The sequence below is a fragment of the Armatimonadota bacterium genome, assembly GCA_031081675.1.
Classification (GTDB): Bacteria; Sysuimicrobiota; Sysuimicrobiia; order Sysuimicrobiales; family Kaftiobacteriaceae; genus Calidihabitans; species Calidihabitans tengchongensis.
In genome coordinates, this window is the sequence record JAVHLZ010000019.1 from 1 (window position 1) to 15,074 (window position 15,074).

At 73.6% G+C, this 15,074-nt stretch carries 16 protein-coding genes; 4 read left to right on the plus strand and 12 right to left on the minus strand.

All coding sequences use genetic code 11. From position 1 onward, the window contains the following. Window positions 1-260: 260 nt before the first annotated feature. The 4 genes from RB150_08110 to fabF are packed head-to-tail and all read left to right on the plus strand — an operon-like array spanning window position 261 to window position 3,894. Window positions 261-974, plus strand: a complete 714-nt coding sequence (locus tag RB150_08110; protein ID MDQ7820498.1) for a methyltransferase domain-containing protein — start codon at window positions 261-263, stop codon at window positions 972-974. Then, entirely contained in the window at window positions 971-2,152 is a 1,182-nt protein-coding gene (locus RB150_08115) for an FAD-dependent monooxygenase (GenBank protein ID MDQ7820499.1), read from the plus strand. The genes RB150_08110 and RB150_08115 overlap by 4 nt, the downstream gene beginning before the upstream one ends. Next, window positions 2,136-2,579 carry an SRPBCC family protein gene (locus tag RB150_08120; GenBank protein ID MDQ7820500.1) on the plus strand — a complete coding sequence of 148 codons (444 nt, stop codon included), beginning with the start codon at window positions 2,136-2,138 and terminating at the stop codon, window positions 2,577-2,579. The genes RB150_08115 and RB150_08120 overlap by 17 nt, the downstream gene beginning before the upstream one ends. A gap of 4 nt (window positions 2,580-2,583) precedes the next feature. Then, on the plus strand, window positions 2,584-3,894 hold the full coding sequence (fabF, locus tag RB150_08125) for a beta-ketoacyl-ACP synthase II (protein MDQ7820501.1): 1,311 nt from the start codon (window positions 2,584-2,586) through the stop codon (window positions 3,892-3,894). Here fabF and RB150_08130 read toward each other — a convergent pair. From RB150_08130 to RB150_08185, 12 genes are all read right to left on the minus strand, one after another. Continuing rightward, a complete protein-coding gene (locus tag RB150_08130; GenBank protein ID MDQ7820502.1) occupies window positions 3,852-5,162 on the minus strand; it encodes an MFS transporter in 1,311 nt (436 codons plus the stop codon). The genes fabF and RB150_08130 overlap by 43 nt on opposite strands. Then, window positions 5,131-7,071 carry a sodium-translocating pyrophosphatase gene (locus RB150_08135; GenBank protein MDQ7820503.1) on the minus strand — a complete coding sequence of 647 codons (1,941 nt, stop codon included), beginning with the start codon at window positions 7,069-7,071 and terminating at the stop codon, window positions 5,131-5,133. The genes RB150_08130 and RB150_08135 overlap by 32 nt, the downstream gene beginning before the upstream one ends. A 67-nt stretch (window positions 7,072-7,138) precedes the next feature. After that, window positions 7,139-7,711: an aminoacyl-tRNA hydrolase gene (pth, locus tag RB150_08140; GenBank protein ID MDQ7820504.1), complete on the minus strand. Its 573-nt coding sequence runs from the start codon at window positions 7,709-7,711 to the stop codon at window positions 7,139-7,141. A 30-nt stretch (window positions 7,712-7,741) separates the two neighbouring features. Further along, window positions 7,742-8,452 carry a 50S ribosomal protein L25 gene (locus tag RB150_08145; protein ID MDQ7820505.1) on the minus strand — a complete coding sequence of 237 codons (711 nt, stop codon included), beginning with the start codon at window positions 8,450-8,452 and terminating at the stop codon, window positions 7,742-7,744. A gap of 151 nt (window positions 8,453-8,603) precedes the next feature. Further along, window positions 8,604-9,089, minus strand: a complete 486-nt coding sequence (locus tag RB150_08150; protein ID MDQ7820506.1) for a dCMP deaminase family protein — start codon at window positions 9,087-9,089, stop codon at window positions 8,604-8,606. Window positions 9,090-9,228: 139 nt separating this feature from the next. After that, entirely contained in the window at window positions 9,229-9,864 is a 636-nt protein-coding gene (upp, locus tag RB150_08155; protein ID MDQ7820507.1) for a uracil phosphoribosyltransferase, read from the minus strand. Between the two features lie 45 nt (window positions 9,865-9,909). Beyond that, the gene (gene rpiB / locus RB150_08160; GenBank protein ID MDQ7820508.1) at window positions 9,910-10,416 is read right to left on the minus strand and encodes a ribose 5-phosphate isomerase B; all 507 of its coding nucleotides are present in this window, start codon (window positions 10,414-10,416) and stop codon (window positions 9,910-9,912) included. Further along, window positions 10,413-11,078 (minus strand): L-threonylcarbamoyladenylate synthase, encoded by a 666-nt coding sequence (locus RB150_08165; GenBank protein MDQ7820509.1) that lies wholly within the window; start codon window positions 11,076-11,078, stop codon window positions 10,413-10,415. The genes rpiB and RB150_08165 overlap by 4 nt, the downstream gene beginning before the upstream one ends. Window positions 11,079-11,084: 6 nt before the next feature. Next, window positions 11,085-11,999, minus strand: a complete 915-nt coding sequence (gene prmC, locus RB150_08170; GenBank protein ID MDQ7820510.1) for a peptide chain release factor N(5)-glutamine methyltransferase — start codon at window positions 11,997-11,999, stop codon at window positions 11,085-11,087. 78 nt (window positions 12,000-12,077) lie between these two features. Then, window positions 12,078-13,151 (minus strand): peptide chain release factor 1, encoded by a 1,074-nt coding sequence (prfA, locus tag RB150_08175; protein ID MDQ7820511.1) that lies wholly within the window; start codon window positions 13,149-13,151, stop codon window positions 12,078-12,080. 126 nt (window positions 13,152-13,277) lie between these two features. Further along, entirely contained in the window at window positions 13,278-13,847 is a 570-nt protein-coding gene (locus tag RB150_08180; protein ID MDQ7820512.1) for a thymidine kinase, read from the minus strand. 18 nt (window positions 13,848-13,865) lie between these two features. After that, window positions 13,866-14,963 carry a hypothetical protein gene (locus RB150_08185; GenBank protein ID MDQ7820513.1) on the minus strand — a complete coding sequence of 366 codons (1,098 nt, stop codon included), beginning with the start codon at window positions 14,961-14,963 and terminating at the stop codon, window positions 13,866-13,868. Window positions 14,964-15,074: the final 111 nt, after the last annotated feature.

The following is a 15,074-nucleotide window of genomic DNA, read 5'->3' on the forward strand; positions in this document are numbered from 1 at the left end:
CGCCACCATGGTGGTCGGCGGGCGGGTGGTCAACGACCCCTCCGACGGCGTGGAGCGCCCGGTGGCGTCGGCGCTGCTGGTCCTCAGGCGGAACTAGGGGAAAGGGAAGAGGCAAGAAGGTGGCTTCCCGCCGATGTGCTGTTTTCCCTTCTTCCCTCTTCCCTCTTCCTTCTTCCCTCTTCCGTTACCCTCCCGTTGCAGTCCGGCGCCTACGATCAGCGCGGGGGCACCCCGTGTCCCGCAGTGCGCGGAGGGCCGTCATGCGCGCGCCGCCCTACCGCACGACCCAGGAGTTCCTGGACACGCCCGGGCAGGATCCCCGCGAGCTGGCCGGTCTGCTCGCGGCCGTGCGGAGGACCAACCGGTGGTACGGAGGCTACCGCCTGGTGCTGGGCTTCCTCCGGGAGGTTCTGCCGGTCCTTCCCCGCAGGCCTGTGCGCATCCTGGACGTGGCCACGGCCAGCGGTGACGTGCCCCGGGCCATCGCCCTGTGGGCGCGCCGCCAGAGGGTGGCGGTCTCGATCGCAGCCCTGGACGCCAGCGCCGCCATCCTGGATCACGCCCGGCGGATCCTCCGGGATGCGCCGGAGGTCGTCGTGATTCAAGCCGACGCGCGGGCGATGCCCTTCGCCGACCGCAGCGTCGACGTCGTCCTGTGCGGCCTGGCCCTGCACCACTTCTCGTTCGATGACGCGGTGGCCGTCCTGCGGGACATCCGGCGCGTGACGGCGGGAGCCTACCTCGTCCACGACGTCCTGCGGTGCTGGGGCGCCTACGCAGGCGCCTGGCTGGACACCCACCTGGTGGGCCGCAACCGGCTGGCCCGGCACGACGGCCCGCTGTCGGTGCTGCGCTCGTTTACCCTGGACGAGTTCCACCAGCTGGCCCGGGCCGCCGGGCTGGACGGCGTGCAGCTCCGCACCTCCCCGCTGTTCCGGGTTGCCCTGGTGGGCCGGCCGGAGGTGGCCCCGTGACGGACGCAGACGCGATCGTGGTGGGAGCGGGACCCGCCGGCAGCGCGGCGGCCGGGCTGCTGGCCCGGCGCGGCTGGCGGGTTCTGCTCCTGGACCGGGCGCGCTTTCCCCGGGACAAGCCCTGCGGGGACTACTGCAATCCCGGCGCCACCGCTTTCCTGGCGCGTGCAGGCTGGCTGGACGCGGTCCTGCGGGCGGGCGCGGTTGAGGTGGGCGAGATGACGGTCTACGCCCGGGACGGGCGGTCCCTGCGGGCCGGGTATCCCTGCGGGACCGGGCTTCTGGTGCCCCGCCGCACCCTGGACGCCGCCCTGGTGGCGTGCGCGTCCGCCGCCGGCGCCCGGGTGGAGGAGGGGCGCGCGGTGGAGGAGGTGCGCCTGGCAGACGGCGGGGCGGAGGTCCGGACGGGACGGTCCGTCTGGCGCGCCCGACTGGTCATCGCCGCCGACGGAGCGCGGTCTGTGGTGGCGCGCCGCCATGTCCACACCCGTCTCCTGCGGTCCGGGCGGTATACCGTGGGCGCCTACTTCTCGGGCCTTCCCCTGCAGGCGCCGGCCGGACAGCTGCACCTCGGCCCGGACCTCTACTGCGGCGTGGCCCATTTCGGAGGCGGCGCGGCCAACGTGTGCATGGCCCTGCCCCGGCGGTGGTGGGGACGCGGTGGCCCCGAGGAGGCGTTCACGGCGGCTATAACATCCCTGCCCGTCCTGGCCGACCTGCTGGCTGGCGCCCGGAGGGAAAGCGCCTACCGGTGCGCCGGTCCGGTGGGCTGCGTCCGCCGGACGCCGGCGGCGCCCCGCCTGCTCCTGGCCGGCGACGCCGCGGCGCAGGTGGAGCCGCTGACCGGCCAGGGCATCTGCTCCGCCCTGCGCTCGGCGGCCCTGGCGGCCGAGGCGGCCCACCGGCTCCTGGACGCGGGGGGCCATGCGGCGGCCGCCCTCCGGTGGTACAGGCGCGCCCACGCCCGCGCGGTGGCGGGCAGGCATCTGGTGGCGCGGGTGGTCAGCTGTCTGGCCGTCGGCCGGACGGCGCCGACCCTGGTGGGCCGCCTGATCGCCCGGCCGGATCTGGCGGTCCGCCTGCTGGGCGCGGTCGGCGACATCCTGCCGCCAGGGGCCGTCCTGTCTCCCGCCTTCTGGGGCCGCCTTCTGCTGGCCGCCGATGCGCACCGTGCATGAGGCCACCATCCCCGCTCCTCCGCAGACCGTCTTCGACCTGGTCTGGGATGTGGAAGGCTGGCCGCGGCTGGATCCGGCCTACCGGTGGTGCCGGGTACTGGAGCGGGGCGCGGGAGCTGTCCGGTTCGAGATGGGCGGGCGGATCAGAGGGTGGCCGGCCCGCTGGACGGCCCTCCTCACCGGCGACCGTTCCGAGGGGTGGCTGCGGTTCCGGCACGTCGGCGGCCTCACCACAGGCATGGAGGTGGTGTGGGTGCTGCGGGCCCGCCCCCCGGGCACCCACGTGGTCCTGGCCCACGACCTGACGCTGCGGTGGCCGGTGGTGGGCCGCCTGGCGTGCGACCTGGTGGTGGGGCCGGTGTTCATCGACTGGATCGCCCGCCGGACCCTCCGGGCCGTGGCGGCCGCGGTCTCCGGCGGGAGGTGACACGATGCACCGCGTGGTGGTCACGGGAATCGGCGCCATCACCCCCATCGGGTCGGGGCCGTCGGGGCTGTATGAGGGACTCCGCCGCGGGCGGTCGGCGGTCACCCGGATCACCCGTTTTGACCCCTCCCCGTTCCGCAGCCAGGTGGCCGCCGAGGTGGCCGACTTCGACCCGCTGGCCTTCATGGACGCCAGGAAGGCCCGCCGGCTGGACCGGTTCGCCCAGTTCGCCGTGGCGGCCGCCCGCCAGGCGGTCGCCGACGCCGGGCTGGACCTGGGCCGATCCGACCGAGACCGCTGCGGGTGCTTCATCGGTGCCGCCCTGGGCGGAGGAGCGTTTGCCGAAGAACAGCACGCGGTGTTCCTCCGGGAGGGCCTGCGCAAGGTCCGGCCCACTCTGGCCCTGGCCGTCTTCAGCGGGTCGGCCTCCTGCAACATCGCCATTGACCTGGGGCTGACCGGCCCCACCAGCGCCAACTCCGACAGCTGCAGCAGCGGCGCCATCGCCATCGGGGAGGCTTTCCGGTGGATCGCCTCCGGCCAGGCCGACGTGATGCTGGCCGGCGGCGTCGAGTGCCCCCTGGCACCGCTGATCTTCGGCGCCTTCGACCTGCTGGGCGCCATGTCCGCGCGCAACGACGACCCGGCGCGGGCCTGCCGGCCCTTCGACCGCGATCGGGACGGCTTCGTGATGGCCGAGGGAGCCGCCATTCTGGTCCTGGAGCGCCTGGACCACGCGCTGCGCAGGGGAGCCCGCATCTACGGCGAGGTCCTCGGCTATGGCACCACCAACGACGCCCATCACATGACCGCCCCGCTGCCCTCGGGCGCGCAGGCGGCCCGCGCGATGCGGCTGGCGCTGGAGGAAGCCGGCCTGCGGACCGAGCAGGTCGGGTACATCAACGCCCACGCCAGCGGCACCCCGCTCAACGACGTGGTGGAGACCCGCGCCATCAAGGCGGTCTTCGGCGCCCACGCCTACCGCATCCCCATCAGCGGCACCAAGGCCATGCACGGCCACAGCCTGGGGGCCACCGGGGCCATCGAGGCCGCCATCTGCCTGCTGGCCCTGCACCACGGCTACCTGCCCCCCACCCTCAACCTGGAGGAGCCCGACCCGGAGTGCGACCTGGACTACATCCCCCACGAAGGCCGCATGGCGCGGGTGGACTACGCCCTGAGCAACTCGTTCGGCTTCGGCGGCATCAACGCGTGCCTGGTCTTTGGCAGATCTGCGCCACCCGCGCGATCTTCGACATCTGCGCAATCGTTTCAATCTGAGAACCCGGATGATCGCGTAGATTGCGCGGATTGAGCAGATCGGGCGGATTGTGCACGCAGTCGGGGCGCCAGCGCCAGCGTGGCCAGCATCACGGCCACCCCTCCCGCCGACAGCGCCGGACCGACCCCGATCGCCGACGCCAGCGCCCCCACCGGGAGGCTGCCCAGGGCGAACCCGCCGAACGCGACCATGCTGTACAGGCCCATGATCCGCCCGCGGGCCTCGGGCGGGGTGGCCAGCTGCACCAGGGCGTTGGCCGCCGACAGCGCCAGGGCCTGAGCGGCGCCGACCAGGACCAGGACGCCCAGGGCCGCCGGCAGCGTGGAGCACAGGCCGAACACCGTCACCAGAAAGCCGAACGCCAGGGCGGCCGAGGCCAGCAGCGCGCCCGTCCCTCCGGCGGCCAGCCGGCCCACCAGGAGAGCCGCCAGCACCGTCCCCACGCCCGGCGCCGCCTGCAGCAGGCCCAGGGCCGTGGCGCCCACGCGGAGCTGCTCCCGGGCGAACGCCGGCATCAGGCGGACGTAGGGGCGGCCGAAGAAGCTCACCACGGCCACCGCGGCCAGCAGGACCGCCAGGCGGCGGTGCTCGCGCACGAGGCGCACCCCCTCGGCCATGTCGTCGGCGAGCCGCCCGGCGGCCGCCGGGTGCGGGGGAAACGCCATCGCCCGCACGGCCGCCAGGACCGCCAGGAAGGAGACGGCGTTGAGGACAAAGCAGCCGGCCTCCCCCACCGCGGAGATGACCACGCCTCCCAGGGAGGGGCCGAAGACGGCCGACCCGTTGAAGGCCACCGAGTTCAGGGTCACCGCCGTCAGCACCTCCCGCTCCTCCACCAGGAGGGGTACCAGGGAGTGGCGGGCCGGCATGTCAAACGCCTGGACCAGGGAGTTCAGCGCCGCCAGGGCCAGGATCTGCCACAGCCGGATCGTCCCCGCCGCCGTCAGCGCCGCGAGGAGCGCCGCGCTGGCCATCAGGACCAGGTTGGTGGTCAGCAGCAGCCGCCGCCGGTCCATCCGGTCGGCCATCGCCCCGCCCACCGGCGCGGCCAGGATGCGGGCGGCCGCCTGGACCGCCGCCAGCAGCCCCAGGTACAGCGGATCGCGGGTGAGGCGGTCCACCAGGTACCCCAGGGCCACGAACTGCATCCACGATCCGGTGTTGGAGATCAGCAGGCCCGTCCACATCAACCGGAAGTCGCGGTGGCGCAGGGGCGCGTAGACCGGGACGCGGCCCGCCGGGGCGGCGCCGAGGGGCAGGGCGGAACCGTCAGAGGAGCGGGGCGATGACGATGGACACAATGGCCATCAACTTCAGCAGGATGTTCAGCGACGGGCCGGCAGTGTCCTTGAACGGGTCGCCCACCGTGTCCCCCACCACCGACGCCTTGTGGGGGTCGGAGCCTTTGCCGCCCAGATGGCCCTCCTCGATGTACTTCTTGGCGTTGTCCCAGGCCCCGCCCGCGTTGGCCATCAGGATGGCCAGCATGAACCCGGTGACGATGGATCCCGTCAGCACCCCGGCCAGGGCCTCCCGGCCCAGGGTGAGTCCCACCACCACCGGGACCGCCACCGCCAGCAGCCCGGGGGCGATCATCTCCCGGATCGCCGCGGCCGTCGAGATGTCCACGGCCCGGGCGTAGTCGGGCCGGGCCTGGCCGGCCAGCAGGCCGGGGATCTCCCGGAACTGGCGGCGGACCTCCTCCACCATCTGCATCGCCGCCCGGCCGACTGCCGACAGGGCGAAGGAGCTGAACACGAATGGCATCGCGCCGCCCACGAACAGCCCCAGGACGGTCACCGGCGACAGCAGATCCACCGACCGCAGGCCCGCCACCTGGGCGTAGGAGACCAGCAGCGCCAGGGCGGTCAGCGCCGCCGACCCGATGGCAAAGCCCTTCCCCATGGCCGCCGTGGTGTTCCCCACCGCGTCCAGGGACTCCGCCCGCTGGCGCACGTCGCTGCCCAGGTGGGCCATCTCGGCGATTCCGGCGGCGTTGTCGGCCACGGGACCGTAGGAGTCGGTGGCCAGGGTGATGCCCAGGGTGGACAGCATGCCCACTCCCGCCAGGGCGATGCCGTAGATGCCGGCAAAGTGGTAGGCGAGCAGGATGGCGAGGGCGATGGTCACCACGGGGACGGCGAGGCTGCGCATCCCCAGGGCCAGCCCCTCGATGATGTTGGTGGCCGAGCCCGTCTGGGCCGCCAGCGCCAGCCCGCGGGTGGGCCCGTAGGCGTTGGAGGTGAAGAACTCGGTGACGTATCCGACGACCACCCCCGCCCCCAGCCCGGCCACGAAGGCCCAGAAGATCCCCAGCCGGCCCACCAGGACCTGGACGAGACCCGCCCCCAGGAGCGCCGTCAGCACCGTCGCCCCCACCACGCCCCGCATCAGCGCCGCCGCCGCCGACTCGCCGGGGCGGACCCGCACCCCGAACGTCCCCAGCAGGCTGCTGACGATGCCCGCGGCCGCCAGGGCAAAAGGCAGGACTACCAGCGCCCGCTCGCCGGACGCGGACCCCAGGGCCACCGCCGCGATGAGGGATCCCACGTAGCTCTCGTAGAGGTCTGCGCCCATGCCGGCCACGTCGCCCACGTTGTCGCCCACGTTGTCGGCGATCACCGCCGGGTTGCGGGGATCGTCCTCGGGGATTCCGACCTCCACCTTGCCCACCAGGTCGGCGCCCACGTCGGCGGCCTTCGTGTAGATCCCTCCGCCCACCCGGGCGAACAGGGCCACCGACGACGCGCCGAAGGAGAAGCCGAAGATGGCCGACGGGTCGCGGAAAATCCACAGCAGGGCCAGCACGCCCAGCAGGCCCAGGGACACCACCGCAAAACCCATCACGGCGCCCGACCGGAAGGCCAGGACCAGCCCGGCGTTGAGGTCCCGGCGCACGGCCCACGCCGCCCGCGTGTTGGCCAGGGTGGCGATGCGCATGCCCAGATTCCCGGCCAGGACCGACAGCAGCGCCCCCGCCAGGAAGCATACGGCCAGCCGGACGCCCAGGAAGATCCACAGCAGGGCGAAGACCACGGCCGCAAAGACCGCCAGGACCTGGTATTCCCGGGCCAGAAACGCCAGGGCGCCGGTCCGGATGGCTTCGGCGATCTCCCGCATGCGCTCGGTCCCGGGATCCTGCCGGGCGATGGCGGCGGCCGAGGCCAGGGCATAGCCCAGCCCGACCAGCCCCACCACCAGGGTCACCATCCACCACACTCCGCTGAAGTCCGCCAGCGTCACGGCATGCCTCCCGCCGGTGTAACCCTGTTGAGCATCAGACGGGCACGGGTGCGTTGAAGCGGGTCATGGCGACCTCCAGCCCGTCCCGCACGACCACCTCGGCGGCCTCGGCGGCGCGCTCGAGGACCGGCTCCAGCACCGCACGCTCCTCCGGCGTGAAGGGCGTGAGCACGAAGTCGGCCGGGTCGACGCCCGCCGGCGGCCGCCCGATGCCGATCCGCAACCGGGGAACGTCTTCGGTGCCCAGGGCCTCCAGGATCGAGCGCAGCCCCCGGTGCCCGCCGTGGCTGCCGCGGGGCCGCACCCGCAGCCGCCCCAGGGGCAGATCCAGGTCGTCCAGGATCACCAGGATCTCCTCCGGGCGGATGCGGTGTCGCCGCCGGAGGTCGTCCACCGCCGTCCCGCTGAGGTTGACAAACGTCTGAGGCTTGGCCAGCAGCACCCGCCGCCGGCCCACCCGGCCCATTCCCACGAGCGCCCATCCCTCTTCCCTGTCCACACCCACACCCAGGCGGCGGGCCAGCCGGTCCAGCACCTCCCACCCCACGTTGTGGCGGGTCCCCCGGTAGCGGCGGCCGGGATTGCCCAGCCCCACAACCAGCGTCATCGGGGCACGAGCGCGCCGGCCACGGGATCGCTACTCGGCGCGCGGGCCGCGCTCCGGCCGGGTCTTCTCGGGACGGGCCTCCGGCGTGCGGGCGTCGCCCGCGGGACGGGCCTCGGCGGGCGCCGCCGGGGTTTCGGCGGCCGGCGCCTCCGCCGCGGCCGGCGCCGCCTCCTCGGCCACCCTGGGCTGCACCACCGACGCGACGGCTTCGTCGGGAGCGCTCACCATCGTGACCCCGGGGGGCAGGCGGAGGTCGCGCACGTGGATCGAGTCACCGACACCCAGGCCGCTGACGTCCACCTCCAGCTGGTCGGGGATCGCGGTGGGCAGGCACTCCACCACCACCTCCCGCAGGTGGATGTCCAGCACGCCGCCCTCGGCCACGCCCGCCGGCTGCCCGACAAAGACCAGGGGGACCCGTGCCTCCAGGGTCCGGGTGAGGTCGATGGCATAGAAGTCCACGTGGATGATGTCCCGCCGGATGACGTCCCTCTGGATCTCCTTGACCATCACGGTGGCGGGCTGCCCCTCGCCGTTACCCACCGCCAGGTCGATGAGCACGTTCAGGCCCGCGTGGGTGCGCAGGGCCTCCCGCAGCGCCCGGCCGTCCACCGCCACCGGCATCGGCTCCCGGCCCCGACCGTAGACCACGCCGGGCACCAGACCCGCCAGCCGCAGCCGGCGGACCCTGTTGGATCCCGTCTCCTCCCGCCGCCTGGCCTTCAGCGTCACCCGCTCCATGGCGCGCCCCCCGAACGGAAAAGGCCGGTCCCTGCCGGCCGCAAAGCCGTCGGCGATTATAGCACAGAACACCCTCCCGCGCAGCCGGGGTCGGCCGTGGCCGCGCGCAGCGGTGGCAGGGGACAGAATTGGCGGGGCGTCCCGCCGCGCCTCAGCTCGGGCGCGGCGCAGAGGGATCGCCGGAGGGCAGGACGCCGGCGCCGACGCGGTCCAGCGCCACCCCGGCCTGCTCCAGCAGCCGACGGGCCAGGGGGTCGGGGTAGTCGCCGGCAAAGACGATGCGGCGGATGCCGACGTTGACGATCATCTTGGCGCATGTCAGACAGGGCTGGTGGGTGGAGTACAACGTGGCGCCGGCCACCGCCACACCGTGGTAGGCGGCCTGCAGGAGGGCGTTCTGCTCGGCATGGAGGCACAGGCAGGTGTCCAGGCCCTGGCCCGAGGGGGCCTCGGAGGCGCAGCGCTCGCAGCCCCCCTCCCCGCAGTTGGGCAGTCCCCGGGGGGTGTCGTTGTACCCCGTGGACAGCACCATGCGGTCCTTGACCACCACGGCTCCCACCCGCCGGCGCAGGCACGTGGAGCGCGAGGACGCCAGGACCGCCATGCGCATGAAGTACTCATCCCATCCCGGCCTCATGGCGTCCGCCCCCTGGACACATCGGGATCCGGGATCCGGAATCCGGATTCCGGGATCAGGACCCGCGACCGTGTCAACGCCTCCACGCTCCCACGCCCTCTCACACCTTCAACCTCTGACCTGCAACGGGGTGTGAGAGCTACCGTGTCCCGTACAGCCGGTCCCCGGCGTCTCCCAGCCCGGGCACGATGTACCCGTGGTCGTTGAGGTGGCTGTCCACGGCCGCGGTGTAGATCTCCACGTCGGGATGCGCTCCGTGCACTTTGCGGATGCCTTCGGGGGCGGCGATGATGGCCATCACCTTGATGGTCCGGCAGCCGCGCTGTTTGAGGGTGTCGATGCAGGCGACGATGGATCCGCCCGTGGCCAGCATCGGGTCCACCACCATCGCCTCCCTCTCGGCGATGTCGGCCGGCAGCTTGGCGTAGTAGGTGACCGGCTGCAGGGTCTCGGGGTCGCGGTAGATGCCCACGTGCCCCACCCGGGCGGTGGGGATCAACCGGGTGATCCCGGCCTCCATGGCCAGCCCCGCCCGCAGGATGGGCACCACGGCGATCTCCTGGCCGGCGATGCTGCGCCCCGTGGCCCGGGCGAGCGGCGTCTCCACCTCCACCTCGCGGGTCGGGTGGGACCGCGTCACCTCGTAGGCCATGAGCATCGCCATCTCCTCCACCAGCTCCCGGAACTCCTTGTGACCCGTGCGCTTGTCCCGCAGGATGGTCAGCTTGTGCAGGATCAGCGGGTGGTCGAACACGTACACCTTGCCGCTGGCCATCACCCACCTCCTCCCGGGTGGCCTCGCCGGTGGACCGCGCGGGGGCTACGGGGTCTTCCGCCGGCGGCCTGCGGCGCGCGTCGCCGGCGGCGCCGCCACCCCCGCACGGCTCCAGCGGCTCTCCACCGCGGCAATCTTCTCCAGGCGCCGCTGGTGGCGGCCGCCTTCGAAGGGCGTCTGGAGCCACACCCGGACGATATCCCGGACGACCTCGCTGCCGGTGATGCGCTGCCCGAGGGCCAGGACGTTGGCGTCGTTGTGGGCCCGGCTCAGCCGCGCGGTGGTGGTGTCGTGGCAGAGGGCCGCGCGGATGCCGGGCACCTTGTTGGCCACGATGGCCTCGCCGTTGCCGGACCCGCCCACCACGATGCCCCGGTCGCACTCTCCGCGGCTGACGGCCTCCGCCGCAGGCACCACGAAGTCGGGGTAGTCCACCGGGTCATCGGAGTGGGTGCCGAAGTCCCGCACCTCATGCCCCATCTCCCGCAGGAGGAGCTTGATCTCCTCCTTGAGCCGGTAGCCCGCGTGGTCGCTGGCGACGGCGATCTTCACAGCCCCAGCTCCGCGGCCGGGATCGCGCCTTCGCGGATGATCCGGGGCTCCGGCCCCGTCAGGTCCACCACCGTGGACTCCCTCCCCAGAGGGGTGCGTCCTCCATCGAGGACCAGGTCCACCCGGTCGCCCAGGTCGAAGACCGCCAGCTGCGCCGTCACCGGCGCGGGCATGCCGTGGGAGTTGGCGCTGGTGCCCACGATGGGCACGCCCGCCTCCCGCACCAGGGCCCGGGGAATCGGATGGTTGGGCACCCGCAGGGCCACCGTGTCGGCCCCGCCGGTCACCACCGGGGGCACCCGGGCCGACCGCCGCAGGATCAGAGTGAGGGGCCCCGGCCAGAAGCGGGCCATCAGCCGCCGCACCCGCTCGGGCACCTCCCGCGCATACTCGGCCACCTGCTCCGCGTCCGCCAGCAGCACGGGCAAGGGGTCCGTGGGCGGGCGGTTCTTGATGGTGAAGATCCGGCGCACCGCCCGCTCGTCGTCGATGCGGCAGCCCAGGCCGTAGACGGTATCGGTCGGGTACACGATCACCTGGCCCTCCCGCAGGGCCTGGACCGCGCGCCGGGGCGGCCGGGTGTCCTCGGCCACGCGGATGATGGGAATCGGGCGGATGTCGAGATCGCGGAGGTTCGAAAAGGTGACCCGGTAGTAGGACATCGCCCCCTACTCTGTTTCGCCCGCCCCCCGCCCCTCCCTGCGCTGCCCGGCCGCCTCTGCCGCCGCGGCCCGCCGGCACACCACCACCCGCGGCGCGCCCCCGCCATCGCGGCGGACCCGCACCGACTGGTAGCGGCCGGATTCCCGCGCCAGGGCGGCCACGTCCTCCGCCTGGTCGGGAGCCACCTCGAGGGCCAGCACGCCGCGGGGGGCCAGCCAGTCGGCCGAGGCGGCGATGAGGCGGGCGTGGATCTCGGTTCCCGCCGGGCCGGCCACCAACGCCACGGCGGGCTCGTAGTCCCGGATCTGGACGGGCAGGGCCTGCCAGCGGGCGGCGGGGATGTACGGAGGGTTGCTCACCACGGCGTCCACCCGGCCCCGGAGCGACGCGGGCAGGGGCTGCAGGAGGTCGCCGGCCAGCACCACCACCCGGTCGGCGACCCCGTGGCGTGCGGCGTTGGCCCGGGCGACCTCCACGGCGTCCCGAGAGATGTCGGTGGCGCAGACCGTGGTCCGCGGCAGGGCCACCGCCAGACTGACGGCCACGCACCCGCTGCCGGTGCCCACGTCCACCACGACGGGCGCCTCCACCCCGGCCAGCTCCTCCAGAACCGCCTCGACCAGGCTCTCCGTCTCCGGGCGGGGGATCAGTACCCTCTCGTCTACGGCGAAGGCCAGCCCCCAGAACTCCCGCCGGCCGACGATGTACGCCACCGGCCGGCCGCGGGCCCGCTGGTCCAGGTAGTCGCGGTAGCGCTCCCACGCCTCCCCGGGCAGCTCCGCCTCCCAGCGGGTGTACAGGCCGGTGCGGTCGGTGCCCAGGGCGTGGCGCAGGAGCACCTCCGCTTCCAGCGCCGCCTCTTCGCTCCCGCTGGCGGCCAGGTGCTCCCGTCCCCGCAGGTACGCCTCGCGGACCCTCATGCTCGCGGGACACGTGCGCGGGCGGCAGGGAACCGGGAGAGGGTACCCCCTCTTCCCTCTTCCCTTTTCCCTCGTGTCTCAGTGGACCGCCAGTTCGGCGGCCTCCAGGGCGTCGATGAGCTCGTCCAGGTCGCCGTCCAGGACCGCGTCCAGCCGGTGGAGCGACAGGCCGATCCGGTGGTCGGTAACCCGGTTCTGGGGGAAGTTGTAGGTCCGGATCTTCTCGCTGCGCTCTCCCGTGCCCACCTGCTGGCGGCGCTGCTGGGCCAGGGCCTGCTGGCGGCGCTGCACCTCCATCTCCAGCAGCTTGGCCCGCAGGATCCGCAGCGCCTTCTCCCGGTTCTGGTGCTGGGACCGCTCGTCCTGGCAGGCCACCACCAGGCCCGTGGGCAGGTGGCGCACGCGGACCGCCGTCTCCACCTTGTTGACGTTCTGGCCCCCGGCCCCGCCCGCGCGGAAGGTCTCCACCTCGATCTCGTCGGGGCGGATCTGCACGTCCACCTCTTCGGCCTCGGGCAGGACGGCCACCGTGGCCGTGGAGGTGTGAATGCGCCCGGAGGACTCGGTCACCGGAACCCGCTGTACCCGGTGCACGCCGCTTTCGTACCGCAGGCGCCGGTACGCCCCGCGCCCCTGGATCGCCAGGATGATCTCCTTGAACCCGCCCAGGGCGCTGGGCCTGCTCTCCAGGACCTCCACCTTCCAGCCGTGGCGTTCCGCGAAGCGCGCATACATCCGGAACAGGTCCGCGGCGAACAGGCTGGCCTCCTCGCCGCCGGCGCCCGCCCGGATCTCCATGATGATGTTCCGCTCGGCCAGCGGATCCCGGGGGGTCACCATCTCCCGCAGGCGGGACTCCAGCTCCTGCAGGCGCGCGCGCAGCCTCGCCTCCTCGGCCCGGGCGAGGTCCCGCATCTCGGGGTCCCGCTCCTCGCGGGCCATCGCCGCGGCCTCGTCGACTTCCCGGCTCACCCGCTGGTACTCCCGGTACAGGGCCACCGCCTCCTCCAGCAACGCCCGCTCCCGGGCCACCTGCTGCAGGCGGGCGGGGTCGCTGAGGACCTGCGGGTCGGCCAGCGCCGCCAGCAGCTCGTCGTGGCGGGCGGCCAGGGCCTCCAGTTTGGTGATCCACGCTGACCGATCGACGCTCATAAGTCACAGGGAAGAAGGAAGAGGGAAGAAGGAAGAGGGAACAACCTTCTTCAGGCCTCACGCCCTTCTCCCGTTCTGATTATAAACCCCGCGCGTTCCCCTGCCTGCCGCCCCCTTCCCGGGAGATCAGCGCGCCACCACGTGGTGGCGGCGGCAGCGGGCCTCGTACACCTCCTGGGCGCCCAGCAGGATCACCGGGTCGGTGTACCGGGCCGGCTGGCCGTTGATCAGGCGCTGGGTCCGGGTGGCGGGCGCCCCGCACACCATGCAGATGGCCGTCAGCTTGTCCACGGCCTCGGCGATGGCCAGCAGGTGCGGCATCGGCCCGAAGGGTTCACCGCGAAAGTCCATGTCCAGCCCGGCCACGATGACGCGGATCCCGCGGTCGGCCAGGGTCCGGACCACCTCGGGCAGACGGTCGTCCAGAAACTGGGCCTCGTCGATGGCCACCACCGTGGTGTCCCTGTCCAGGGCCCGCAGGATCTCCTCGCTGCGGGCCACCGGGATCGCGTCCATCCGGGCGCCGTCGTGGGACGCCACCTGGCGCCGGCCGTAGCGGTCGTCCAGCGCCGGCTTGAACACCTGCACGCGCTGGCGGGCGATCTGCGCCCTCCGCACCCGGCGGATCAGCTCTTCGCTCTTGCCGCTGAACATGCTGCCGCAGATGACCTCGATGCGCCCGGCTGCGCCGTCCACTCTGACCCCCCCCTTCCGTCACCGCGCCGAGCGGCCCGCCCGCGCCGCCGGAGGCGCGGCCCGCCGGTCGGCCAGCCGGCTGCGCACCGCGGGCCAGACCAGCCACAGGAGGGCCAGGGCCACCGGCACTGCCGCCACCGCGGCCGGCAGGCCCCGGGCCACCGTCCGGCGCAGCGCCTGCCGCGCGCGGGCCTCGGCCTGGGTCCGGTGGGCGGCCTCCGCAAGCGCGGCGGCCGCCGGCACGTCCAGCCGCCGCAGGGCGGCGGCCGCCTTGGCAGCCGCTACGACCACGTCCGCTCCCGCCGGTTCCAGCATCACCGCAGCCGGGGGGCGGGCCAGCCCCACCCCATAGACCAGCCGGGCGGCCAGGGCATAGGCGTGCGGGTCCACGGCGGGAGCCGGCGCGCGGCGCACGCGCTCCTCCCATGCCGCGACGGCGTCGTCGAGGGATGTGCCGAAGGCGTCCCGGAAGATCTCCGGCAGGTCGACGTAGCGGTACCCGACGGCGCGGGCGAACTGCGCGGTCCGGCGCGCCCCGTACCGGTCGATCAGGTCGGCCACGAACGACACGGCCACCGGATAGCTCCAGGGCAGCGCGTGCCCGAACTCCACGGGCGACAGGATCCGCGCCACCGCGGGCAGCGGCTGGCCGGCGGCCCGCAGCGCGGCCACGTGCGCGTGCGGGTCCGCCCCCACCGCCCGGTCGCCCAGGGCCTCGGCCACACCCCACCGCAGCAGCGGGATGGCGTCCCCCAGCGCCGCCGCGGCCAGAGAGCGGGCCAGCAGGTGGACAGACAGGTCTGCGGGATCTCCCCGGTAGACCGCTCCCCACCCGTGCACCGCATCCGCGGCCGGCGGCGTGGCAAACCGCCACCAGTCCGCGCGGAACGCGTCCACCGAGGGATACAGGGGATAGACCACCCGCGCCGGCCGACCCAGCGCCTCCGACAGGCGCGCGACCAGAGGGTCCAGGGCCGCCGCCACCGCGGAGGCGTCGCGGGCGCCCGGCGTGCCGTCCACCACGTACAGCCACAGGTGGGGGGTGGCCACCCCGCGCCAGCCGGGAACCTCCGGCACCGCCTGCGCCCACCCGGCCGCCGCGGCGAGGGCCACCATCCCCCCCACAACACAAAGAAGGGGAGAGACTCCTCCCCTTCCCCTGCACCCGCTCATGCCCTCAGCCGTTCCCCTTTTCCCTCTTCCCTTTCCCTTTTCCCTCTTCCCTTT

Excerpts from the sequence above, each read along its gene's own strand:
- RB150_08110 (MDQ7820498.1), top strand. The coding sequence starts at position 261 with ATGCGCGCGCCGCCCTACCGCACGACCCAGGAGTTCCTGGACACGCCC.
- RB150_08120 (MDQ7820500.1), top strand. The coding sequence starts at position 2,136 with ATGCGCACCGTGCATGAGGCCACCATCCCCGCTCCTCCGCAGACCGTC.
- fabF (MDQ7820501.1), top strand. The coding sequence starts at position 2,584 with ATGCACCGCGTGGTGGTCACGGGAATCGGCGCCATCACCCCCATCGGG.
- RB150_08135 (MDQ7820503.1), bottom strand. The coding sequence starts at position 7,071 with ATGGTGACCCTGGTGGTGGGGCTGGTCGGGCTGGGCTATGCCCTGGCC.
- pth (MDQ7820504.1), bottom strand. The coding sequence starts at position 7,711 with ATGACGCTGGTTGTGGGGCTGGGCAATCCCGGCCGCCGCTACCGGGGG.
- RB150_08145 (MDQ7820505.1), bottom strand. The coding sequence starts at position 8,452 with ATGGAGCGGGTGACGCTGAAGGCCAGGCGGCGGGAGGAGACGGGATCC.
- RB150_08150 (MDQ7820506.1), bottom strand. The coding sequence starts at position 9,089 with ATGAGGCCGGGATGGGATGAGTACTTCATGCGCATGGCGGTCCTGGCG.
- upp (MDQ7820507.1), bottom strand. The coding sequence starts at position 9,864 with ATGGCCAGCGGCAAGGTGTACGTGTTCGACCACCCGCTGATCCTGCAC.
- RB150_08165 (MDQ7820509.1), bottom strand. The coding sequence starts at position 11,078 with ATGTCCTACTACCGGGTCACCTTTTCGAACCTCCGCGATCTCGACATC.
- prmC (MDQ7820510.1), bottom strand. The coding sequence starts at position 11,999 with ATGAGGGTCCGCGAGGCGTACCTGCGGGGACGGGAGCACCTGGCCGCC.
- prfA (MDQ7820511.1), bottom strand. The coding sequence starts at position 13,151 with ATGAGCGTCGATCGGTCAGCGTGGATCACCAAACTGGAGGCCCTGGCC.
- RB150_08185 (MDQ7820513.1), bottom strand. The coding sequence starts at position 14,963 with ATGGTGGCCCTCGCCGCGGCGGCCGGGTGGGCGCAGGCGGTGCCGGAG.